The organism is Rhodococcus sp. F64268 (genome assembly GCF_023015605.1).
Lineage (GTDB): Bacteria > Actinomycetota > Actinomycetes > Mycobacteriales > Mycobacteriaceae > Rhodococcus.
Window position 1 is genome coordinate 638,569 of record NZ_JALKAI010000002.1, and the last position, 21,137, is coordinate 659,705.

The 21,137-nt window shown below is 65.3% G+C and carries 19 protein-coding genes, 1 tRNA gene and 1 pseudogene; 10 read left to right on the plus strand and 11 right to left on the minus strand.

Annotated elements, in window-relative coordinates:
- Positions 1-104: 104 nt before the first annotated feature.
- Genes MWU77_RS07290 through MWU77_RS07320 form a run of 7 tightly spaced genes read right to left on the minus strand, consistent with a single transcriptional unit; the run spans position 105 to position 6,841 of the window.
- On the minus strand, positions 105-1,334 hold the full coding sequence (locus tag MWU77_RS07290; protein WP_169687215.1) for an alpha-D-ribose 1-methylphosphonate 5-triphosphate diphosphatase: 1,230 nt from the start codon (positions 1,332-1,334) through the stop codon (positions 105-107).
- On the minus strand, positions 1,331-2,083 hold the full coding sequence (locus MWU77_RS07295) for a phosphonate C-P lyase system protein PhnL (protein WP_247273319.1): 753 nt from the start codon (positions 2,081-2,083) through the stop codon (positions 1,331-1,333). The genes MWU77_RS07290 and MWU77_RS07295 overlap by 4 nt, the downstream gene beginning before the upstream one ends.
- Positions 2,084-2,085: 2 nt before the next feature.
- Entirely contained in the window at positions 2,086-3,951 is a 1,866-nt protein-coding gene (locus tag MWU77_RS07300; RefSeq protein ID WP_247273320.1) for an alpha-D-ribose 1-methylphosphonate 5-phosphate C-P-lyase PhnJ, read from the minus strand.
- A complete protein-coding gene (locus MWU77_RS07305; protein WP_169687217.1) occupies positions 3,951-5,060 on the minus strand; it encodes a carbon-phosphorus lyase complex subunit PhnI in 1,110 nt (369 codons plus the stop codon). Before MWU77_RS07305 ends, MWU77_RS07300 begins: the two co-directional genes overlap by 1 nt.
- A gap of 1 nt (position 5,061) precedes the next feature.
- Positions 5,062-5,664: a phosphonate C-P lyase system protein PhnH gene (gene phnH, locus MWU77_RS07310; protein ID WP_169687218.1), complete on the minus strand. Its 603-nt coding sequence runs from the start codon at positions 5,662-5,664 to the stop codon at positions 5,062-5,064.
- Positions 5,661-6,098, minus strand: a complete 438-nt coding sequence (locus MWU77_RS07315) for a phosphonate C-P lyase system protein PhnG (RefSeq protein WP_169687219.1) — start codon at positions 6,096-6,098, stop codon at positions 5,661-5,663. The genes phnH and MWU77_RS07315 overlap by 4 nt, the downstream gene beginning before the upstream one ends.
- The gene (locus MWU77_RS07320; protein ID WP_247273321.1) at positions 6,098-6,841 is read right to left on the minus strand and encodes a GntR family transcriptional regulator; all 744 of its coding nucleotides are present in this window, start codon (positions 6,839-6,841) and stop codon (positions 6,098-6,100) included. The genes MWU77_RS07315 and MWU77_RS07320 overlap by 1 nt, the downstream gene beginning before the upstream one ends.
- Before the next feature lie 1,113 nt (positions 6,842-7,954).
- On the opposite strand from MWU77_RS07320, the gene MWU77_RS07325 reads away from it, so the two are divergent.
- The gene (locus MWU77_RS07325; RefSeq protein WP_247273455.1) at positions 7,955-8,152 is read left to right on the plus strand and encodes a hypothetical protein; all 198 of its coding nucleotides are present in this window, start codon (positions 7,955-7,957) and stop codon (positions 8,150-8,152) included.
- 225 nt (positions 8,153-8,377) lie between these two features.
- Here the strand turns inward: MWU77_RS07325 and dcd are convergent, their stop codons facing one another.
- Positions 8,378-8,968 carry a dCTP deaminase gene (gene dcd / locus MWU77_RS07335; protein ID WP_169687222.1) on the minus strand — a complete coding sequence of 197 codons (591 nt, stop codon included), beginning with the start codon at positions 8,966-8,968 and terminating at the stop codon, positions 8,378-8,380.
- Between the two features lie 32 nt (positions 8,969-9,000).
- Positions 9,001-9,624 (minus strand): TetR/AcrR family transcriptional regulator, encoded by a 624-nt coding sequence (locus MWU77_RS07340; RefSeq protein ID WP_247273322.1) that lies wholly within the window; start codon positions 9,622-9,624, stop codon positions 9,001-9,003.
- Between the two features lie 89 nt (positions 9,625-9,713).
- Between MWU77_RS07340 and MWU77_RS07345 the strand changes: the two genes are divergently transcribed.
- From MWU77_RS07345 to MWU77_RS07375, 7 genes and pseudogenes are all read left to right on the plus strand, one after another.
- Positions 9,714-10,535 carry an oxygenase MpaB family protein gene (locus MWU77_RS07345; protein ID WP_247273323.1) on the plus strand — a complete coding sequence of 274 codons (822 nt, stop codon included), beginning with the start codon at positions 9,714-9,716 and terminating at the stop codon, positions 10,533-10,535.
- 85 nt (positions 10,536-10,620) lie between these two features.
- A tRNA-Gly gene (locus MWU77_RS07350) sits at positions 10,621-10,694 on the plus strand.
- Between the two features lie 319 nt (positions 10,695-11,013).
- On the plus strand, positions 11,014-11,244 hold the full coding sequence (locus MWU77_RS07355) for a hypothetical protein (RefSeq protein WP_169687225.1): 231 nt from the start codon (positions 11,014-11,016) through the stop codon (positions 11,242-11,244).
- 280 nt (positions 11,245-11,524) lie between these two features.
- Positions 11,525-12,115 carry a hypothetical protein gene (locus MWU77_RS07360; RefSeq protein WP_169687226.1) on the plus strand — a complete coding sequence of 197 codons (591 nt, stop codon included), beginning with the start codon at positions 11,525-11,527 and terminating at the stop codon, positions 12,113-12,115.
- Positions 12,116-12,313: 198 nt separating this feature from the next.
- A pseudogene (locus tag MWU77_RS24935) lies at positions 12,314-12,592 on the plus strand (Fic family protein); the annotation flags it as partial.
- A gap of 177 nt (positions 12,593-12,769) precedes the next feature.
- Positions 12,770-13,120, plus strand: coding sequence for a helix-turn-helix domain-containing protein (locus tag MWU77_RS24940; protein WP_247273456.1), 351 nt, complete (start codon positions 12,770-12,772; stop codon positions 13,118-13,120).
- 1,231 nt (positions 13,121-14,351) lie between these two features.
- Entirely contained in the window at positions 14,352-15,491 is a 1,140-nt protein-coding gene (locus MWU77_RS07375) for a Fic family protein (RefSeq protein ID WP_247273324.1), read from the plus strand.
- A gap of 518 nt (positions 15,492-16,009) precedes the next feature.
- On the opposite strand, the gene MWU77_RS07380 is transcribed toward MWU77_RS07375, so the two are convergent.
- Positions 16,010-17,161: a cell wall metabolism sensor histidine kinase WalK gene (locus MWU77_RS07380; protein WP_247273325.1), complete on the minus strand. Its 1,152-nt coding sequence runs from the start codon at positions 17,159-17,161 to the stop codon at positions 16,010-16,012.
- Positions 17,158-17,847 (minus strand): response regulator transcription factor, encoded by a 690-nt coding sequence (locus MWU77_RS07385; protein WP_247273442.1) that lies wholly within the window; start codon positions 17,845-17,847, stop codon positions 17,158-17,160. The genes MWU77_RS07380 and MWU77_RS07385 overlap by 4 nt, the downstream gene beginning before the upstream one ends.
- A 250-nt stretch (positions 17,848-18,097) precedes the next feature.
- Here MWU77_RS07385 and MWU77_RS07390 point away from each other — a divergent pair, with 250 nt between their 5' ends.
- Both MWU77_RS07390 and MWU77_RS07395 read left to right on the plus strand, forming a co-directional pair.
- A complete protein-coding gene (locus tag MWU77_RS07390) occupies positions 18,098-18,733 on the plus strand; it encodes a DUF305 domain-containing protein (RefSeq protein ID WP_169687228.1) in 636 nt (211 codons plus the stop codon).
- Positions 18,734-18,781: 48 nt separating this feature from the next.
- Entirely contained in the window at positions 18,782-20,926 is a 2,145-nt protein-coding gene (locus MWU77_RS07395; protein ID WP_169687229.1) for a copper-translocating P-type ATPase, read from the plus strand.
- Positions 20,927-21,137 lie beyond the last annotated feature (211 nt).

The window sequence follows — 21,137 nt, forward strand, 5'->3', positions numbered from 1 at the left end:
CCCAACCCGAGGTGAACTCCTCCCCTCGACCGGACGACGTTCACGGTGTGTTGTGCGATCAATGCACCTCGGCCCCGCAACCGAATGGGTGCGAGGCCGAGGATTCACGATGCGCGTAGTACCGCGCGGGTCACCGGGTGACCGTGTTCGAGCGAGACCAGGACGAGGTCGGCGCGCTGACCGGTGGTCAGCGCACCTCGGTCGGCAAGCCCGACCGCGGTCGCGGGACCGCTCGTGACGAGTCCGACCGCCGCGGGCAACGCCATGCCGCGCTCCGCGAGAGCGAACGCGGCACCGAGCAGCGACGACGGCAGGTAGTCCGACGCCAGCGCCGTCACCAGCCCCAGCTCGGCCAGTTCCCCGGCGGAGACATTGCCCGAGTGGGAGCGTCCACGCAGCACGTTCGGGCCGCCCATCACCACGGACATGCCGCGGTCACGCGCTTCCCGCGCCGCTTCGACCGTAGTGGGGAACTCGGCGACGTTGCCTCCGCGTGCGGCCAGATCCGCGATCTCGACGGCCGATTCGGGATCGTGCCCGAAGACGCGGGCCAGACCGCTGCGCGACTGTTCTGCAAGCCATCCCATCGTCTCGTCGCGGACACCGGCGTTGGCCTCGCGCTCGGCCGCCAGGCCGTCCACCACCTTGCGTGCATCCTCCACCGAGATTCCGCGTACGCCGGCGATGTGGTTCTCGTAGTAGGTTCGGTCGGCGTATTGGCCGATCCCCGGCGTGTGGTCCTCGTGTGAGATGACCGCGGGGGTTGTGGTGGTGACGACACCCGCCGCAACCAGCCGGTCGAATTCCTCACGCATGGCCTTGAATCCGGCCGCGGACCGCACGTCGAGGCGATGCAGGACCCGGTGGTCGACGAGTCGTGCGTCGGTGTCGCGGGTGCTCCAGTCCTCGATCGACTCGCACATCTGCTGCGCGACATGGACGCTGCGCCCCGTCGTCGCGGTGGCGCGATCGGAGAACGATGCACCGTGGAACACGGTCGTCACACCCGCCGCCCGCACCTTGCCCTCGAACGACATGAGGGAGAACGCCCACGGCAGTTCGACACCCGGTCGCGGGAGACGCTCCTTCTCCAGTCCGTCGGAATGCACGTCGACGAGGCCCGGCACACACAGGAGCCCGCCGCCGTCGACGTCGGACCGCACTCCGGGGGTGGACGGGCCGACCTCCTCGATCATGCCGTCGCGCACCACGATGCGTGCGTCGTCGAGAATGCGGTCCGGCAGCACCGCCCGGACGTGGCCGACCACATAGTTCTGCGGTGCGCACTGCAGCGTCCATGCTGCGGTAGCGGGTGCGGTTTCGATTCCGGTCATGCTGCATCTCCCAACACATCTGCGGCGGATCCGATTCGGGCAATGTGACCGTCGGCGAACCGCACGACACGTGTCGCGAGACGGTGCATGGCATCGAGATCGTGGAACACTGCGAGCACCGCGACACCGGACGCCGACAGCGACGCGATCAGGTCGAGTGCACGCTCGCGGTTGACCGGGTCGAGGGCCGACACCGGCTCGTCGAGCAGGAGCAGCCGCGGCGGGTGGACGGTGCCGGCAGCGATGTTCACCCGCTGACGTTCACCACCGGAGAGCACACTGCAGTCGACGTCCCACAATGCTTCGTCGAGCGAGAGTCGCTGCAGTGCTTCGGCAGCGGCGTCGCGGGCATCGACGCGGTTCATTCCGCGGCGACGAGCGGATGCCGCAACCACCTCCAAGGGTGCTGTGCGCGGCGGCGCCGACAGGAACTGCGACACGTAGCCGAGTTCGCGTCCGCGCAGCCGGGCCATCTCCCGGTCGGACAGCTCGGTGAGTTCGACGGGGCCTTCGTCGGTGTGCAGCACGATCGAGCCTGAGTCGGGCAGGTAGCTGCGGTGCACACAACGCAGGAAACTCGACTTTCCGGCACCCGACGGTCCTGCGAGCGCGACGTGTTCACCGCGGCCGACCTCGAGCTCGACGCCGTGCAGCGACGTGACGGTGCGACCGTCGATGGTGTGGAGGGTGAAGGATTTGCGCAGGTCGCGGACGGTGAGAACCGGATCTGCGGTAGCGGGCTCAGACATGGTCACCTCCGTGCGGCTGCAACGAGCCGCTGGGTGTAGGGGTGGTGGGGGTCCTGGAACAGCTGGTCGGTGAGCCCGCTCTCGACGACGCGGCCGACGTTCATCACGAGCGTGCGGTCGGTGAGTGCCTCGATGACCGCGAAGTCGTGACTGACGACCACGGCGGCGGTGTCCCGTTCGGCGAGTAGATTCCGCAGCAGATCGAGCACACCGGCCGCAACCGACGCGTCGAGCCCTGTCGTGGGCTCGTCCAGCAGCAGTACGCGCGGATCGGTCGCAAGGGCCTTCGCGATCTGCACGCGCTGACGCATCCCGCCGGAGAACGTGTGGACGGGATCGTCCATACGCTCGAGAGGCACATCGACCTTCTCCAGCAGATACGCGGCACGGTCGCGGATCTCGTAGTAGTTGCGCCAGCCCGCGGCGGTGAGTCGCTCGGCGATGTTGCCACCCGCGGAGACCGTCATCGTCAGTCCGTCGGCGGGATTCTGGTGCACGAGACCGAGGGTGTCGATGCGCAGCGCGCGGCGTTCGGTGTCGTCGAGGGTGAACACGTCGGTGGTCCCGCCTCCGACGGTGGTCAGGAACATCGAGCCGCTGGTGGCCTTGTCGTCGCCGATCAGGCAGCGCAGCACCGTCGACTTGCCCGACCCCGACTCGCCGATCAGGCCGAGCGCCTCACCGGGCGCGACGTCGAAGCTGACATCCCACGCCGCGACGACGGCACCGGTGACCGGGCTGATCGCGGTGCCGGTCTCGGGGCCGGTTCCCGGGACGGCGTCGGCACCACCGGGGCCGTGCACCTTGCCGACGTCCCGGACGGCCAGGGTCCAGCCGTCGGGTTGCGCGGGGACGGGTCGATCGGTGAGTTCGGCCGGATCGCGGCGGGTCACCGCGTTCGCGGCGCGGACGCGGCGCTGCGGGTCGGGAAGGAACTGCAACGGGGAGTGCGCACCGTGGAGCGCCTCGTCGATATCCGCGTCGATGACGCGAGTGCACCACTCGACGTCGCTGCACATCATGCGCCCGGGCGATGCCTCGACGAGAAACGTGTCGGACGAACCGCAACGTACGCAGGCCTGATCGTCGCTGCCCTCGACCTCGAACGGGACGTCGTCGAATGTGAGCGGCTGCACCGGGGTGTAGGGCGGGACTGCGAAGATGCGCTTCTCGCGTCCGGCCCCGAGCAGCGTCAGATGCGGTGAATTATGCAGGCGCGGGACATCCCATCGCGGGATCGGCGACGTGATCATCACGTACCGGCCGTCGACGAGCACCGGGTAGCCGGTGGTCTTGGTGATGACGCCGTTGCGGACGAGGTCCTCGTAGAGGCTGACCCACATCATCGAATAGTCGGCCTCGGCGTGCATACGGGCACACTCGGTGACCGATTTCTGCACGGCCCGAAGAGGTTCCGAGTTGGGGACCTGCAGCACGAGGATCTGCTCCTCGGTCATCGGCTCCTCGGGGATGCGGTGACGCGACTGGATGATCGTCGACTCGCGGGTGTCCTTGGTGGAAGCGCACTTCTCGCTCGCCTCGATCAGGCGTCGCAGGTTCGTGGCGTTGACGCCGTCGTCGTCACCCTGATCGATGACCTTGACGACATCGGCACCGCCGACGACGCCGAGCGTGACCTGTAGGCCGCCGGAGCCCCAGCCGCGGGCAACGGGCATCTCGCGGGAACCGAACGGGGTCAGGTAACCGGGCACACACACCGCGGTCAGTGTCGCGCGACGAATCTCGCGTTTGGATCCTTCGTCGAGGATGCCGCGTTCACGGGTGGCGGCGTCGATCGCGTCAAGGGTGTGGGTGACGCGCGAGGCGTTGTCCCGCAGAGTATTACGGGTAGTGAGCAGGTCGGTCATCAGCAGGTCCTTCCGAGAGGTTCGGTGTTGCGGTCCGCGGCGTCGTCGGCGCCGGCCTGCACGGCGAGCTTCCGGTCGATCATCGAGCGGAAGGTGACGTAGTGCGGAAGCTTGAGATGTTCGAGGAAGCCGCAGGAGTCGAGGCCGTCGGTGGTGAGCAGCAGGGTCTGCTCGAGACCGGCGGTGTCGCCGAAGCGGCGGCATGCGATATCCAGGTTCGCCATCGCGATGGCTTTGCGTTCGTTGTGTCCGAAGCACAATCCGTAGCCGACGTCGAAGCGGCCGCGGTCCTCGTCGGGGCCGTTGAGATCTTCGATCGCCTCGCATTCGGTGACGCGAACATCGCCGACCGCGAAGGCGGTTCCGGTATGGGGGTGGCGCACGCGCACCGGTACGCGGCCGTGTCGAACCTCGCCGAGGGTGACCTCGTGCAGGTTGCCTTCGGTGCCGCGGATCGAGCGGTACCACGTGCCGATCAGCGAACCTGTCTCGGCGCGTGCCATCGACGCGAGCACCGCCGAGCGCGGCGCGGGAGGCGCAGCGGGGTGTCGGGAGATGTCGAACGGTTCGGGGTCGGAGCCGTCGGTCGGGCGGCTGTCGGCGAGCAGGTCCATTTCACGCAGCAGTTCCGAGAAGCGCTTGGGGTGCCGCTCTGCTTCGGTCCGGTCGGGGGTGGGGGCCTCGTCGATGACGGTCGGCGGCACGGTCGCGTCGTCGCGGACGAGCATGCGGCCGGTGTAATCGCTGGTGCGGCCGAGCAACTGAGGCCCGTCCGGGGTGCGCCACGCAGGCACGATGCGGCGCAGCACTGTCATCTCGTCGGGGTCGACGGGTTCGCTGACTGCCAGTCGCGGAAGGGTCGATTGGTGGGCGCGGACGAGATGGGTGGCCTCGATGACGTCACCTTCCGCCTGGCGGAGCGCGTCGGCTGCGGTTTCGGGGTCGTAGAGCGACCCTTCACCCATCACACGGTCGACGGCGAGGCGCATGCGGCCCGTGATCTGTTCGGTGGTCAGGCGTGGTGAGTTGTCGGCTTCGCGCGCAGTGCGGACGAGGCTTTCGGCGGCGAGGATTGCGTCGAGTCCGCCGCGGGCTCCTGAGTATCCCATGTCAGTTCTCCTGTGCGGTGCGCGAACTCGGGGTGCTGGTGCGGGTGGTGCGCGACAACCCGAGGACGGTGCCGTCGTCGGCGACGAGCAGAATGTCGATGCCTGCGGGGAAGTCGGCGACGGCGACAGAGCGGGCGTCGCGCAGTGTTGCGTCGAAGCCCAGCGGTGCGATGGTCTCGGTGCCGTTCACACCGGGCCCGGTGAGTTCGACGGGCGCTCCCCCCTCGAGGGAAGGCACCGAGCAGATCACCGTCGAAGCGGATTCCGGTGACAATGCGGTGCCGCGTGCGGCGGAGAGCAGTTCGTCGGCGGTGGGGGGACGAAGCGCGGTGATGTACTTCGCCTCGCCGAGAACCGCGACGGGGGCGCCGGTCGCGACGGTGAGTACCTTGAGCCAATCGGATCCGTCTTCGAGTACGGCGACGCCGGTTTCGAGGTCGGCGAGGGCGAGTGCGGGAAGCAGGGCGGGCGGAAAGTCCGTCGACGGAAACGTCTGCGGCAGGCCGGGGCGACTGAATGCCTGGAGCATCGCACGGTAGACCTGCTGTGCAACAACGGGGTCGAGCCCGATACCCAAGACCTTGTCGGTGGCGGAGAGGGTCACGTCAGCTCCTCGAATTGAACGATGGTGGGGGCGATGTGTGCCCATTCCTCGGCGTCGGCGCGAGCGAGCTCGGCTTCCATGCGGGCGCACAGCTCGAGTACCTGATCGGCGTTCGGCCGGTTTCCAGCGACCTCGGCGTCGCACACGGCGGCGGCGAGGACCGCGGCGCGGTCGTCGCCCATGCGCATGGCCCAGCCGCGGGTGTCGTCGAGCCGTACTTCTGCGTGGCATGCCAGGACATTGCCGAGGAAGAAGCGGGCGTGACCGATGGGTTCACGAACCTGGGTGGCAATGCACCCGATCTCCGGGGTGGTCAGGACGGTCAGCGCCGCACCATCGGACAGGCACATGTCGGCTGCACCCACCAGATCCTGCTCGGGGGCCGCGGCGAGCAGCTCGGCGAGCCGCTCCCGGGTGTAGGTGTGGGTCGTCATCAGTTTCCTTCACAGGTCGAAACGGGAGGATGGTCGCCGATCTCCATGACCACGCGGATCATGTCGGCGCGCGTCCAGGAGGAGCTGTAGGTGACGGCGACGCCGGTTTCGGCGTCACGGTTGATGCTTTCGATGATCCAGATGGGAGCGACGTAGGTCATCTCGAGCGCTGTGCAGATCTCGGGTGGCGGCAGTTCCATCGAGGTGCGGCACCACGACCGCACGACGTCGAATCTGCCCATCTGACGTAGGAGTTCGTCGAGCGACTCCTCCACGCGCATGGCGGAACCGAGCTCGGTGACAGCCTCACACCGCACCCACTCCTCTCCGAGCGCGGCCACCTGGTCGTCGACGTAACGCAGCCGGCGCATGTAGTGGGCGGGAGTTCCGGGTTCGATTCCGAGGTAGTGCGCGCTGGATTCCGGAATCGGGCGGACCTCGGACAGCAGTACGGTCGAACGCGGCACCGCTCCTGCCGCTTCGACGGTCCGATGCCACGACGGTCGTTTCTCTTTTGAGACGACGTAGTCGATGCGGCGGTTGACGTAGGTGCCCGAGCCGCGGAGCCTGCGGACGAGTCCGCGACGCTCCAGCTCCTGGACCGCCGAGCGGGCAGATGCCCGTCCCACGCCGAACCGTGCCATCAGCTCGTGCTCGCTCGCGAGTTTGGTGCCCGGTTCCAGCTGGGCGATCTCGTCTGCGAGCTCACCGGCGATCTTGTGGTAACCGTTGCGCTCCGTCACGCTATCGACCATGGTCGAGCAAGTTGTACGGGCAACTTCACGTCAGGTAACCGGAATGGAAACGCAGCTGAACGACTGGGTCAGTTGTTCGCGCCGATGACGCAGGCACGAATAGTTGTGGCGCTAAATATCATTTCGGCATCGGAAGTGGACGGGGTCGGCCACGCTCCCATACAGTGGCGCCCGTCGCTTTGACGCGACGCTTCTTCCTGGAAGTCCTCCCCGACACAGGAGATGCAGTTCAGGGCCCCGCCGGCTCCTCCCCCTCAATTCGCCGGCGGGGCTCCCCTACCAGTCGCCCGGCCTCCCCGACGGCCTGCGCAGCGGCTCTGAACCTCCCCGACTCCGAACCGGCCACTGGCGGCGACTGCTGTTCGACCATAAAACAATCTGCTCACTCTTGTGCACTGAATAGCGGTCATCGTTCGTCGAATGCACGGAGGCGGCATGTCGATCCCATCGGCGGCGAGTAGATGGTTGCGTCGCACGCTCGGCAGGTATGTGTGCGGTGTCTGCTGCCGCAATTACACGCTTGCGATCCCACCAGCACCCGATCGGGGCCGAGTTCATGCCCGTTCGGACAGCGCGAAGGCGCAGGCTCCGCCCATCCACCGGCAGTTCGATACAGCTTCACCTATCGATCATACGTTCGATCGTTGCAGCGTCACCCGCACGTGGCGTTTCCGGGGCCGCATGCGGGATCCACCAGAGTCAGGACACGACGCTCCAGAGTGCCGACATCAGGAAAAACCCTGCCCCGTACGCGATCCCACGCCGTCACGTCGTCGATCCGAACTCCGGCAACAGCCTGGAGACGAGGTTTCGCGAATGAAGGAAGCCCCGCCGATCGTGGTGGGGATCGGCGGGGCTTCGACGCAGGCCGGAGATGGGGGGTACCGGCCCGCGCGGTCGTCCTCGCAGGGGGGACAGGAGGACGACTCGTTTCGGAGTCTATCGACCAAGATTGCTACTCGCGAGTATTACCGGAAAACTACCCGACTGGGCAGGTAAGTCGTCCGGTCTGCGTGGAGTGCCCGAAACCGGGTCACCAACCGGAAACAAGATCTTTCACTCGGGCAGCGAACCGAGCCCGGGTCTGCTTATGTGGCACTTGTGACGGCTGACAACACCCGCAGGCTCGGCATGCGGCCCGCGCTCGCGACCGCATCGACGGCGATGATTCTCCTCGCGTGCCCGGCTCTCGCATGCGCACAGGATCCGGCCGCGCCTGAATCCGACGCCGCCACAACGAATCCCTCCCCCGCTGTGCCGTATTGGTTTCCGCCGATTGCTCCCAGTGTGATCGGGTGATGGCGCGCAGCGGCATCGAAGACCGCGTCGATCGCCGTGAAGTCGACCGTCCCGTGTCGCGATGGATGGCGTGTGACTGAAACGCGTCGAAGCGAGTGAACGAACTCGGCGGAAGTGAACCGAAGAAGGCATCCGGGTCGACCTGAGCACCGCAACCCTCGAACCTTCCGGAGGAGACCGGCGCGGTGAGAGATCCTGCCCGGACGAACGCCGGCGCCGCCGTACTCAGCTGGGACGCGCGTCGGGATGCTCGTGCACGAAGTTCAGGTACGCCTTCGACGGCGTCGGGCCCCGCTGGCCCTGATATTTCGAGCCCACCTGCGCGCTGCCATACGGGTGCTCGGCCGGACTCGTCAGCCGGAACAGACACAACTGCCCGATCTTCATTCCCGGCCACAACGTGATCGGCAGGTTCGCGACATTCGACAGCTCGAGGGTGATGTGGCCGTCGAAGCCCGGGTCGATGAATCCGGCCGTCGAGTGCGTGAGCAGGCCGAGGCGCCCGAGCGACGACTTACCTTCGAGCCGGCCCGCGAGATCGGACGGCAGCGAGCAGCGTTCCATCGTCGAACCGAGGACGAACTCCCCCGGGTGCAGCACAAATGACTCGTTCTGGGGAACCTCGACCAGCGAGGTGAGCTCGTCCTGCTGTCTTGCAGGGTCGATGTGGGTGTAGCGGGTGTTGTTGAAGACGCGGAACAGACTGTCCAGGCGCACATCGACGCTCGACGGCTGCACGAGGTCCGGGTCGTAGGGGTCGATCCCCAGATGTCCGGAGGCGATCTGGGCGCGGATGTCGCGATCGGAGAGCAGCACGGATAGAGGTTAACAACCTCGCTTGTGGGAGCTCAGCTCCTGTTCAGGTGGGAGGCCATCGCGAGGAGCAGCTCGGTGCACTCCTCGATCACGTCGTCCCGGCTCAACGGCACGGTTTCGTCGAGCCACGCGGTAAGCGCTTGGGCGAGACCACCGACGACGTAGTGGGCGGCCAGATCCAGGCGCGGACTCGGTTCGACCTCGTAGAAGTCCTCGGCTTGCAGCATCACCAGGCCCGCGAACATCCGGGTCGAGTCGAGTCGCCGCTTTGCGAGCTGGGGGTTGGCCTGACTGACGGAGAACAGCATGCGGCCGAGCCTGGGATCCTCGCCGATCTCGTGGACGATGTTCTCGACACACGCTCGGACGAGCGCCCGGTCCTCACGGGGCGCCGCGGCTATTGCCGCCAGCGTGCTTTCTGCGATGCGCTGGACAACGTAGTCGTACACCGCTCCGGTCAGCTCGTCGCGGTCGGCGAAGCTCTCGTAGAAGTACCGCGATGCGAGGCCTGCGAGCTTGCAGACGCCGCGGACGGACAGGGTCGCGTCGCCGTCGGCAGCTCCGAGCAGGTCGAGGCCGGCGTCGATCAGCTTGGCCCTTCGGTCTGCCAACCGTTCGTCGCCCGCGCGTCCACCGTAGATCCGTCCTGTCGCCATGCAGACATCATCCCAGCAAAGGTCCTTTACGCCCGACTTTCATCTGAGTACAGTCGTAAGCAATTTGCGATCTCGGAGGAGAGCCCAGCATGACCACGATCGAAAAACCCACAGGTCTCGACGACGCGATGGACGGCATCGGCCTTGCCGCAGGCGCCGCGAACATCATCATGCAATTGTCGTGGCCGGGTGTCGGCTACGGCGTCTTCGAAAGCCGTGTCGAGTCGGGTCGCCTGTTCGACCACCCGTACAAGCGGAGCCGCACCACCCTCGGCTACCTCGCTGTCGCAGCCAAGGGCACCGACGAAGAGAAACGGCTGTTCCGAAACGGCGTGAACAAAGCGCACGCCCAGGTTCGCTCGACCGGAGCGAGCCCCGTCAAATACAACGCGTTCGATCCCGAACTCCAACTGTGGGTGGCCGCGTGCATCTACCGCGGATTCGAGGACGTGCATCGCGCGCTGTACGGGCCGATCCCCGAACATGCCATCGACTACTTCTATCAGCGCGGCGCAACCTTCGGCACAACACTGCAGGTCAAACCAGACATGTGGCCCGCCGACCGCGAACTGTTCGAGGAGTACTGGAATGAAGGTCTCGCCAAAGTCCACATCGACGACGTCATCCGCGAACACCTGATTTCTATCGCACGGATGGAGTTCCTCCCCAAGCCCGTGTCGCTGGTGGCAGGGCCGATCAACATGTTCCTGACCGCAGGATTCCTGCCGCAGCGATTCCGCGACGAGATGATGCTGGCGTGGACACCTCGCGACCAGCGTCGGTTCGACCGCGTGATGCGCGCCATCGGCAAAGTCAACAAGCGACTTCCGCTCGCGGTGCGCGAAGCGCCGTACCGGCTGCTCCTGGCAGACATGCGGTGGCGAATCAAGACCGGACGCGCATTGGTATAGCGGTGTGCGGTAGTCGCCGGAGAGTCTGCTACAGTTTGCTCCGAGCGTGGGCCGGAGCCGGTGAGAATCGGCAAAAGCCCAGCGTGCCGATGTAGTTCAATGGTAGAACATCAGCTTCCCAAGCTGAATACGCGGGTTCGATTCCCGTCATCGGCTCCACACAAAAGGCCCTGGTCACCGATTGGATTCGGACCGACTGGGGCCTTTACTGTCGGCACCGGTCAGCACTGCAGGTACGAGTCAGGTACAACTCCTGGCCCGGTACGTCCCGTACGACTACTCCGGACATTCAGGCCATGGTTCACTTCACTCGCCGGGGGCATGTCCAGCGCCTATCGCCTGCTGCGCCTCGACTCGCCCGTCGGTTGATCGACTCTGGACCAATATCCGGCTCGGCGACATGCTCGGCGACATGCCGTAATCGACAACGCCGACGCGTCATTGCGGCTCGGACGCAGGTACAGCTCTCGCCGAGACCGTGAGTGACTTCAGCAGGCTTGTACCCATTGTGGTGTTCGTGGACGATCCAAGCCGTTTTGCCGCCTTTTCACCGAGTACATACTCCTTTGATGACATTGTAAATCTGACCGCACGACAGGTCGCAGGGATTGCCACGATCACTGTTGTCGACCAATCAGCAGCCAACGCCTTCAGCCTGGCATTGGGAGACGAGCACGGTGTGCGTGACGGGGCATTCGTATCTACCTGAAAGATCTGAACCCTGCACAGAGGAACGACTCGTGGCGGCACCGTTGCGTTACCGAGATCGAGTGGCGTGTCGCCGAAGAGCGAGTAGCTGAAGCCATCGAGGACATGATCGACGAAGCTGGATACGAGAACATTACGGTCAAGTACGTCCCGCCGGAGTAGCAGGCAACCACAGGTAGACAGGGAGGAACACGGTGGTACTGGATTTCATTGGTGGCTGGGGCGGACGGGTCGAATCGCCTCGCGACGGTGCAGATCGCTTACAGCGCTCGCTACAGGAGATGCCCGACCTGTCCCATCTCTACTCTCCCTGGCTTCTCAACGGGGTCAAGGACGACGGCACCTTCGTGCATCTCCCGAATGACATCGACGGCATCGAACAGGTAGTAGCCGACTCGATCCTCCGTGGAGACGATGGACTGGCCATGGTCAAGACCGGGTACACACCCGACTTAATCCGGATGTGCGAGGGTAGCTACCGCAAGTACTCGGTGCGTGTGGGATTCGACGGGACAGGATTGAAGAACCATGTCCACTTCTCCCTCGACGATCCCGCGGACGACGCTTCCGGTGTAATCGACCCAGCACTCGTTGCCGACCATCTCCATATCCTGGTCCGTGCATGGGAACCCGACTACATCTATGTCGCCCCCAAGAAGCACCGTCGGTCGATCGGCTGCAAACCCGGACAGATCTGCGCCGGCTGGCTCACCTACGTCAAGGACAACATCCCGCTAGACGAAACAGCACTCCGCGCCCACGCAATCGAGATCACCTCAGGAGACGGCGGTCGCTACATCCAGCTCAACGGAACCCCCACCACTTCCGACCTCGAGCAGGCCACCATTGTCCGACAAGCTTTGGGCTACTGACGGAAACAGCCTTCGGACCGCGTACGGCTCCCTGCAGGACGCCCCACGAGCGTCAAATTCAAGTTGCCCGAGGCCTTCAGCGCACTGCCGCACGGTAGGGGCCGGAGGCTCACGAGCGGAGCGCGGCAGATCGCGTTAGCCGAACTCGGTGAGCGTGCTTCCCGCAATGCCCGTCTGATAGTCGGAAACGCCAGGGCCATGCATGCCGCGTTGGAGTTGTCCGATTCCATTGACGCCCAGGCGGTTTTGCGGATTCATCGGGCACTGCTCGAGCACGACGATCCGACCATAGCCGGTCATTGGCGACGGGAGCAGGTGTGGATCGGCGGCGGGAATCTCGGGCCACACACCGCACAGTTCGTGCCCCCGCATCATGACCATGTTTCGGAACTGATCGACGACTTGATCGTCTTCGCCAATCGAGTCGATCTGCCGGTAATGGTGCAAATAGCGATCGCGCATGCGCAGTTCGAAACCATCCACCCCTTCCCTGACGGGAATGGACGTGTCGGTCGTGCACTGATTCAGACGATGCTTCGTGGTGGACGACTCACGCGCAGCGTTACCGTTCCGGTCTCCGCGGGTCTACTCCACAACACTGCAGAGTATTTCGAGGCGCTCGGCGAGTACCGATCGGGTAACGTCGAACCGATCGTGCGTTCAATAGTGGACGCATCATTTGCTGCGATCGCCAATGGTCGTCACCTCGTCCGAGACCTGGAAACTGTTCGTGCCGACTGGCGCACCCGCGTAGCTGCGCGGCGCGACTCAGCTGTGCACCGGCTGGTCGACCTCCTTCTTCGTCAACCGGTCGTCGACAGCAAGCTTGTCGCTTCGACCCTCGAGGTCACCGGCGCCAACGCGCAGATCGCGATCGATCGGCTGGTGGACGCGGAGATACTCGACCAGATCACCGGTGGCCGCCGGAACCGGATTTGGCAAGCCAAAGACGTGGTCCGCGTCCTGGACGAGTTTGCTGCTCGCGCCAAACGCCGCAGAGGATAGTGGGGCGAAGTTGCGCGCTGAGGTGTCGAGCGCCTGCAAGTCTCCAGCAACACCACCGGAGTAGGTCCGCAAGATGGCGACCGATCTGCTGGGAGTGCCGTTCCGGCGCATCCGCCGGCTCGTGAGCTCTCGACCGACCGGGCTACGACGACAGCGTTCGGATCTACGCGATCGGTGGTGTGGCTCGTTGTGACCACCGACTGGTCAGCTTCGCGAACCTGTGTTCGGACCGGGGCAATACTGCATAGGTGAACACCCTTCCACCCACCTCTCCCGATCGATCGATCAATCTCAATCTCCCAATTCAATCAATGCGTCAATATCTCCCCCCACAGGACCCATTCCGACCAGCATCGGAGCAGGTTTTCTGCTATCGCACAGTGGTTCGATCAGCGCCGCCATGTCACGACGATGTCACTACCGCCCCACGAACGCTCACCGCATCCTTCAGGGCGTCGTTCTGGCTGTGCGCGTACACCTTCATCGTGAACGACGCATCGGCATGCCAATCCACGCCGCAATCACAGCGACTGGGACGCCCCACAGGTGGTGCCCAATAGCGCGAGAGGACCACAAGGGTTGTACGGCTCGCCCCTCCTCGTTGCTGACGACGTACTCCCCTGAGCCGTAGTCCGGACCGAGCGCGAACCGTTCGCGCTTTGACGCCACTGGGCCGCTTCCAGTGCAGCCTTCAGCAGCGCAGTCAGCGGCAGCGGGTGGCAGGAGCCTGCCGCAGGAGCTCTCCGACTTCGGATGACCTCCACCGCCTTGCCGTTGATGTCGTGGCGCAGCTTGTCGAAAGCCTCCGCGAACGCGGCCCCGGTGACAACCTGGCGTGGAACCAAAGCCCCCACTTCCGCCTCTCGCATCGCCTTCTTCACCGGCCGCGCAGTGCTCCACATCGGAAGGCTGCTGCGTGACTCCGAGGTGGCCCGCCGACGCCCTGGTCCCCGTTCGGGAAGCTATTGCCACATCTGCTCGTGCAGCCCACGTTGGTCATGAAATGACACCCGCGCCGCGGCCCTATTTTATCCAGATCCCATTCTGGATAAAATAGACGTGACAGGCGAGGCCGCTATATGGCGTGGAGGCAGGGAAACACCAGATGGCGTACAGGACATTGAAATCGATCTTTTACCAACGAGATCGTGCTGGTGCCGACGCTGAGGAACGAGCGCGACGAGAGTCTCCCGCCGCCGTCCACTGGGACCTACCGATCGGCGAACACTCGATGTTCGCGCTGATGACACCCGAAGTCGCAGGGCTGATTGAACGGATCATGAGCTTCGAGCCCAAGATTCGGGCCGAGTGGGACGGCCTTCCGGGCCGCGCGCGCCGCCACTACCTGCATCGCATGGTGATCGACGAGATCCAGGCAACGAACGAGATCGAACAGGTCCGCTCGACTCGAAAGGAGATCAGCGAGGCAATCGAAGTGGTGCGGTCGGAACAGCCCCTCGCGACCAAGCGGTTCGCGGAGATGGTGCGACTCTACCTCGACATCGGCAGCGACCAGGCCGAGAGTCCGCAAACGCTCGACGACATCAGGGCCGTCTACGACGCGGTAACTCGGGGCGAGATTCACGATGAAGACGCCCCCGACGGGCTGCGCTTCCGGCAAGGACCGGTGTCGATCACATCAGGAATCAAGGTCGTGCACACCGGCGTGTATCCCGAATCAGCGATCGACGACGCGCTGACGCTCATGCTGAGCCAGGTCCGCGACGACTCGATTCCCCGGCTGATCAGAGCAGTGGTCGCGCACTTCATCTTTGAGTACACACACCCGTTCTACGACGGCAACGGTCGAACCGGGCGCTATCTTCTCGCACTGGACCTTCGACAGGTGTTGGCTCCTTATGCGAGCCTCGCATTGTCGGCGACGGTCGCAGACAACAAGGATCGTTACTACCGAGCGTTCTCCGACGCGGAGAATACTTTGAATCGCGGAGATCTGACGCCCTATCTGGTCGACATGCTGGAGATCATCGCCGAGGCGCAACATCGCCTGCTGCTAGACTTGTCCAAGCGTCGGCGGAAGATCGAGACACTCGCGACGCGAATCCAGGTCCTGTTGGAGGATGAGCAGTTTCCGCTGAACGTGGGACTTGATCGCGAGTCGGCACCGCCGGTTGATGGCGACGACATCGGTAAAGTCCTCTTCACCTTGGGTCAAGCCCACCACTTCGATGCGAACCGCGCCGTCAGGTTGAACACCCTGGCCGACGCAGTGGGCCGATCCAGTCAGTTCGTCCGCCCGCGACTTCGGCGCCTGGACGATGCCGGGATCATTGAGACGGTTACGAGGAAACCGCTGCGTTTCCGGCTCACAGGGCGGGGCGTTTCGCTCCTCGAAATGGACGGGGAGTGATTCTCGCCAGGTGAAGCGTCCCGGATCTGATGCCGCTTCCTTCCGAATCTCCTGCCTTGCAGCGAAAGTAGAGCAGCGCACACCGTGCATCTATCGGCATGAGCAAATACGCTCGAATACAACTGTGCACTTTGCCTTTTCGGGTAGGTTGGGGAGTAGACCGGCGCAAGTCTGCAACGAGATCCGTTTGCCGAGCCGGTACCGATCCCGCCGGACCACTCCGGTACGGCCCGAAGTACCAATCCTCCACTGACGAAATACTTCTTATCGCGTCGGCACAGTGTGTCTGTCATGACGCTGCGATAGATCTCATGTGTCGATCGCGGTGAAAGACAACCCCCTCGCGTCCTCGTCGACCACTGTCAGCGCCCTACGCCTGTCGCCCAGTGCACAACGTGCGTCCCGCGGGTTCATCATCTGGTTCTTTCTCGTGCATCGAGTTTCGTCACGAAACCATCGGAGAGGCCGCACGAAACTCCGATCCTGAACGCAGGCACATAAGCTTCGACATGCCGGGATCAGAGTGTGACGACGGGAAGGTCGATGGTGAAGCGGGCACCGTGACCGAGTCCCTCGCTGTCCACCTGGATTCGGCCACCGTGTGCGTCGACGAGCGCGCGGGTGATGGTCAACCCGATGCCGCTGCCGCTGCGGCCGTTGCGACGGTCGCGGGCGGTGTCGACCCGGTAGAACCGATCGAACACATGGCTCAGGTGCTCGGGTGCGATGCCGTCCCCGGTGTCGGCGACGCCGATCTCCACCCGGCTGTGGCCTGCGAGCGCACTGGTGACGGTGACCGTCCCGCCCCGGGGGGTGTGCCGCAGCGCATTGTCGAGCAGATTGCCCAGCACCTGCCCGAGCCGGTCGGGATCGACCATCACCGGCACCGAATCATCGACGTGGACGCGCAGTTCCACACCCTTGTCGTCGAACTGCTCGCGTGCGCTGCGGGCAGCCTCTGCGACCAGCGCTCCCGTAGCCGACGGCACGGGCCGCAGACTGGTGAGGCGTTCCTCTGCGCGCGACACGGTCACGATGTCCGCCGCGAGTCGCTCGAGCCGGTGGGTGGCAGCGCGCAGGACCTGCACAGTGGGGTCGTCGAGACTGCGAACACCGTCTTCGAGTGCTTCGAGATAGGAGTCGAGGGTAGCGAGGGGGGTACGCATCTCGTGGCCGAGATCGGCGAGCATGCGCCTGCGGGTGATCTCGGTGTCCCCGAGACGGCGGGCGAGCTCGTTGACCCCGGCGGCGAGTTCATCGAATTCGCGGCCCAGACCCGGACTGGCCACACGGGTATCGTACCGGCCGCCGGTGATCCGCGCGGTGGAGGCGGTGACGGCGGAGACCGAACGTTGGACTCGGCGAGCGATGTACCAGCTCACCGCGAGCGCCAGCAGCACCGCGATGGCGATTGCCAGGCCCCAGGCCAAGATGATCGCCCAGGTGAAGGCCTCCTCGACATGAGCGGCTTGGCTGGAGTCGTGGCCGATGCCTGCCTGACCCAGATGATCGTGGAAGATACCGGGCGCAAGCGCGGAAGCGACAAGCCAGGCGCTGACTGCACAGCCGACCACCACCACGGTCAGCGCGACAAACATACGGGTCCCGAAACTCGAAGCGGTCAGGACCTGTCGCGGCGACGGCCGGAACTCGCGGGTTCGGCCGTTCATCGTCCGGTGCCCATCCGGTAACCGACACCACGCACGGTGCGCACATAACGGCCGCGAGCGGCGTCGTCGCCGAGCTTGCGGCGCAGATGACCGACATGGACATCGACCAGGTGGTCGTCGCCAATCCAGTTCGGCCCCCACACCGTCTCGATCAGTTGCGCTCGGGTGAGCACCACACCCGGGTCACGTGCCAACGCGGCGAGAACATCGAATTCGGTGCGGGTCAGTGCTATCGGTGCTCCGTCGACGGTGACTTCACGGCCGTCGATGTCGAGAACCAGGCCCCCGAAACTGCGAGGCAGCGCGGGCGGGACCGGATCGGCCGGCGCGGCGGTGGTACGAGGGCGGCGCAGCATCGCCTGGATGCGGGCCATCAACTCGCGGGGGCTGAACGGTTTGGTCAGGTAGTCATCGGCGCCGACGGACAGCCCTATGAGGGTGTCGACTTCCTCGGTGCGGGCGGTGAGCATCACCACGTAGGCGTCGGAGAAGGTGCGCAGTTGCCGACATACCTCCACCCCGTCCAAGCTGGGTAGGCCCAGATCGAGGACCACGACGTCAGGGTCGACCTGCCGCGCAAGTGCGACGGCCTCGGATCCGTCGCCGGTGATCGCGACCTCGAATCCGTCGCGTTCGAGATAGGTGCCCACCAGAGCGGCCAGCGGCGCCTCGTCTTCGACGACCATCGCTCGCAATCCGGTCGGTGGTCGTCGCGGCACCACCGGATCGCCGTCCGCGACAGGGGTGTGTGTAGAGGGCACCATGGCATCCATCATCGCCAGTGCCTCCCTGCCTTCGCGCCGCGGTGTGGCTTCTTGAGCAAATCTTCATACGACCTCGACCGAAACCCGGCGGTGCGCGCGCGAAGCTGGAGATGCTGTGCCGCGAAGCATGGGGTACGGCGGTATGTGACCGTTCGAGAAAGGAACACATTTCATGGATCCCAAGAAGTTTCTTGCCGTCGGCGCAACCGCGCTCGCGGTGGTATTCGCCGCGGCCGCGTGCAGCGACTCCGGTACCGACGCCACAGCCACATCGTCTCCCGCCACGTCCTCGGCCACCACTTCCGCCGCCGAAGAGGCAGCAGCGCACAACGACGCTGACGTGATGTTCGCGCAGATGATGCTCCCGCACCACGCTCAGGCCATCGAGATGAGCGACATGATGCTGGCCAAAGCGGACATCCCGACCGCGGTGACCGCGCTTGCCGAGCAGATCAAGGCCGCTCAAGGCCCGGAGATCGAGCAGCTCGAGTCCTGGCTCGAACAGTGGGGCGAACCTACCCTGATGCCGCACGAAGACCACGACATGCCCGGCATGGACGACAACATGGCCGGTATGGAAGGGATGATGAGTGAGCAGGACATGCACGCTCTGGCGGATGCGCAGGGCACTGAGGCGGCCCGGCTGTTCCTGACCCAGATGATCGCCCACCACGAAGGCGCAGTCGCCATGGCCGAGACCGAGATCGACGACGGACAGTACCCCGACACCGTGAGCATGGCCCGTACCATCGTCGAAACCCAGCAGCAGGAGATCGACACCATGCACCAGTTGCAGACCACCCTGTAATCGCCCGCCCTCGCCCCAGTCGGCCTGCCGTAGTCAGGAGCTCTCTCGATGTCGCACCCGGAGCACGAACACTCCCGTCCGTCACCGGCCGGGCACGACCACGCCACGTTCACCCAGAGTCGGCGCTACGACGAGCGTGATCCGCGCATCGGGCCGGGTGAGCACAACGGCCACGACAAGCACGCCGGACACGGCGCGCACGGGGAGATGTTCCGCCGCCGATTCTGGATCAGTCTGATCCTGTCCATCCCGGTCGTCGCGTTCAGCCACATGGTCGCAGATCTGCTCGGCTACCACATCCCGGATTTCCCTGGCTCCATGTGGATCCCGCCCGTGCTGGGCACGGTGATCTTCGTCTACGGGGGCAGTCCCTTCCTCACCGGCGCCTGGTCCGAGCTCAGATCCCGGCAGCCCGGGATGATGCTGCTCATAGGGATGGCGATCACTGTTGCGTTCGTCGCCTCGTGGATCACCACCCTCGAGCTCGGCGGCTTCGACCTGGACTTCTGGTGGGAGCTGGCGCTGCTGATCGTGATCATGCTGCTCGGCCACTGGCTCGAGATGCGGGCGCTCGGCTCGGCTTCCGGCGCCCTCGACGCACTCGCCGCGATGCTGCCGGACACCGCCGAGAAGATCACCGACGAAGGCAACCGTGAAGTGCCGTTGACCGAATTGTCCCGAGGGGACCTGGTACTCGTCCGCGCCGGGGCGCGGATGCCCGCCGACGGTACCGTCGTCGACGGCCGCGCCGAGGTCGACGAAGCGATGATCACCGGAGAATCGAAGACCGTCACCCGCGAGAGCGGCGACACCGTGGTGGCGGGCACCGTCGCTACCGACAGCACGCTGCGAGTGCGGGTCACCGCGGTCGGGCAGGACACCGCTCTGGCCGGAATCCAGCGCATGGTCGCCGACGCTCAGGCCTCCTCCTCGCGTGCGCAGGCGTTGGCCGACAAGGCCGCAGCGTTCTTGTTCTACTTCGCGGCGACTGCGGGCATCCTCACCTTCGCGGTGTGGTCGGCACTCGGAAATGTCGACGAGGCTGTGGTGCGCACCGTCACCGTGCTGGTCATCGCCTGCCCCCACGCGCTCGGGTTGGCGATCCCGCTGGTGATCGCGATTTCCACCGAACGCGCCGCCAAAGCCGGTGTGCTGGTGAAGGACCGACTCTCCCTCGAACGCATGCGCACCGTCGATGTGGTGCTCTTCGACAAGACCGGCACCCTGACCCGAGGTCGCCACCAGGTCACCGGTGTCGCCGCCACCGCCGAGGTCAGCGAAACGCATCTGCTGGCCGTCGCGGCGGCCGTCGAGAGCGACAGCGAGCACCCGGTCGCGCACGCCCTCGTGACTGCGGCCGAGGCACGTGTGCCCGGCGATCAGCAGCTCATCGCCGCCGACTTCCGATCACTGCCCGGGCGCGGGGTTCGCGCAACCATCGACGGCTCCGACGCCACGGTCGGTGGCCCCACCATGCTGAGCGAGCTGGGATTGTCTGCACCCGAGGACGTCACCGCTGTTACCGACGGGTGGGTGCAGCGCGGCGCATCCGTGCTGCATGTTGCCCATGGCGGTCGGGTGCTCGGCGCGGTTGCGCTCGAGGACGCCGTCCGCGAGGAGTCCCGTCAGGCCATCGACGCTCTGCACGCCCGAGGTGTGAAGGTCGCGATGATCACCGGTGACGCTCAGCAGGTGGCGGACGCTGTAGCCGCCGATCTGGGTATCGACGAAGTCTTCGCGCAGGTGCTGCCCGAACGCAAGGACGCCGAAGTCGCCGCGCTCCAGGACCGCGGCCACAAAGTCGCGATGGTCGGTGACGGTGTCAACGACGCTCCCGCGCTCGCCCGTGCAGATGTGGGGGTCGCGATCGGCGCGGGCACCGATGTGGCTATCGAATCCGCCGGTGTGGTGCTCGCGGCGAACGACCCGCGGGCGGTGCTGTCGATCATCGAGTTGTCGCATGCCAGCTACCGGAAGATGTGGCAGAACCTGATCTGGGCCGCCGGTTACAACATTGTCGCTGTGCCGCTGGCTGCCGGGGTGCTGGCATTCGCCGGTGTCGCGATCTCCCCGGCTGTCGCGGCGGTGCTCATGTCGGTGTCCACCATCGTCGTCGCGCTCAATGCACAGTTGCTGCGTCGCCTCGACCTCGATCCTGCCCAGCTGGGGCAGGCGGGGGTCTCTCGGGCGTAGGCAAGTCGGATGAGCCGGTGGATCCGACGGACCAGCCGCGCATCCACGGCTCGCGGAATCGATCAGGTGCCCCGATGCGGGATCGCCAACGGCGGCAACGCCGGCCACAAGGGTTTCCGCGGCTGCCGCGTGAGGCACAGAATCCGCGGGCCCGAGAGGTTGTCGTGAAGGACTCGGAATTGGCAGTGAATCCCGGACCCGACCGGGGGCG

Excerpts from the sequence above, each read along its gene's own strand:
- MWU77_RS07290 (WP_169687215.1), bottom strand. The coding sequence starts at position 1,334 with ATGACCGGAATCGAAACCGCACCCGCTACCGCAGCATGGACGCTGCAG.
- MWU77_RS07295 (WP_247273319.1), bottom strand. The coding sequence starts at position 2,083 with ATGTCTGAGCCCGCTACCGCAGATCCGGTTCTCACCGTCCGCGACCTG.
- MWU77_RS07300 (WP_247273320.1), bottom strand. The coding sequence starts at position 3,951 with ATGACCGACCTGCTCACTACCCGTAATACTCTGCGGGACAACGCCTCG.
- MWU77_RS07305 (WP_169687217.1), bottom strand. The coding sequence starts at position 5,060 with ATGGGATACTCAGGAGCCCGCGGCGGACTCGACGCAATCCTCGCCGCC.
- MWU77_RS07315 (WP_169687219.1), bottom strand. The coding sequence starts at position 6,098 with ATGACGACCCACACCTACACCCGGGAGCGGCTCGCCGAGCTGCTCGCC.
- MWU77_RS07340 (WP_247273322.1), bottom strand. The coding sequence starts at position 9,624 with ATGGCGACAGGACGGATCTACGGTGGACGCGCGGGCGACGAACGGTTG.
- MWU77_RS07345 (WP_247273323.1), top strand. The coding sequence starts at position 9,714 with ATGACCACGATCGAAAAACCCACAGGTCTCGACGACGCGATGGACGGC.
- MWU77_RS07360 (WP_169687226.1), top strand. The coding sequence starts at position 11,525 with ATGCCCGACCTGTCCCATCTCTACTCTCCCTGGCTTCTCAACGGGGTC.
- MWU77_RS07375 (WP_247273324.1), top strand. The coding sequence starts at position 14,352 with ATGTTCGCGCTGATGACACCCGAAGTCGCAGGGCTGATTGAACGGATC.
- MWU77_RS07380 (WP_247273325.1), bottom strand. The coding sequence starts at position 17,161 with ATGAACGGCCGAACCCGCGAGTTCCGGCCGTCGCCGCGACAGGTCCTG.
- MWU77_RS07385 (WP_247273442.1), bottom strand. The coding sequence starts at position 17,847 with ATGGTCGTCGAAGACGAGGCGCCGCTGGCCGCTCTGGTGGGCACCTAT.
- MWU77_RS07390 (WP_169687228.1), top strand. The coding sequence starts at position 18,098 with ATGGATCCCAAGAAGTTTCTTGCCGTCGGCGCAACCGCGCTCGCGGTG.
- MWU77_RS07395 (WP_169687229.1), top strand. The coding sequence starts at position 18,782 with ATGTCGCACCCGGAGCACGAACACTCCCGTCCGTCACCGGCCGGGCAC.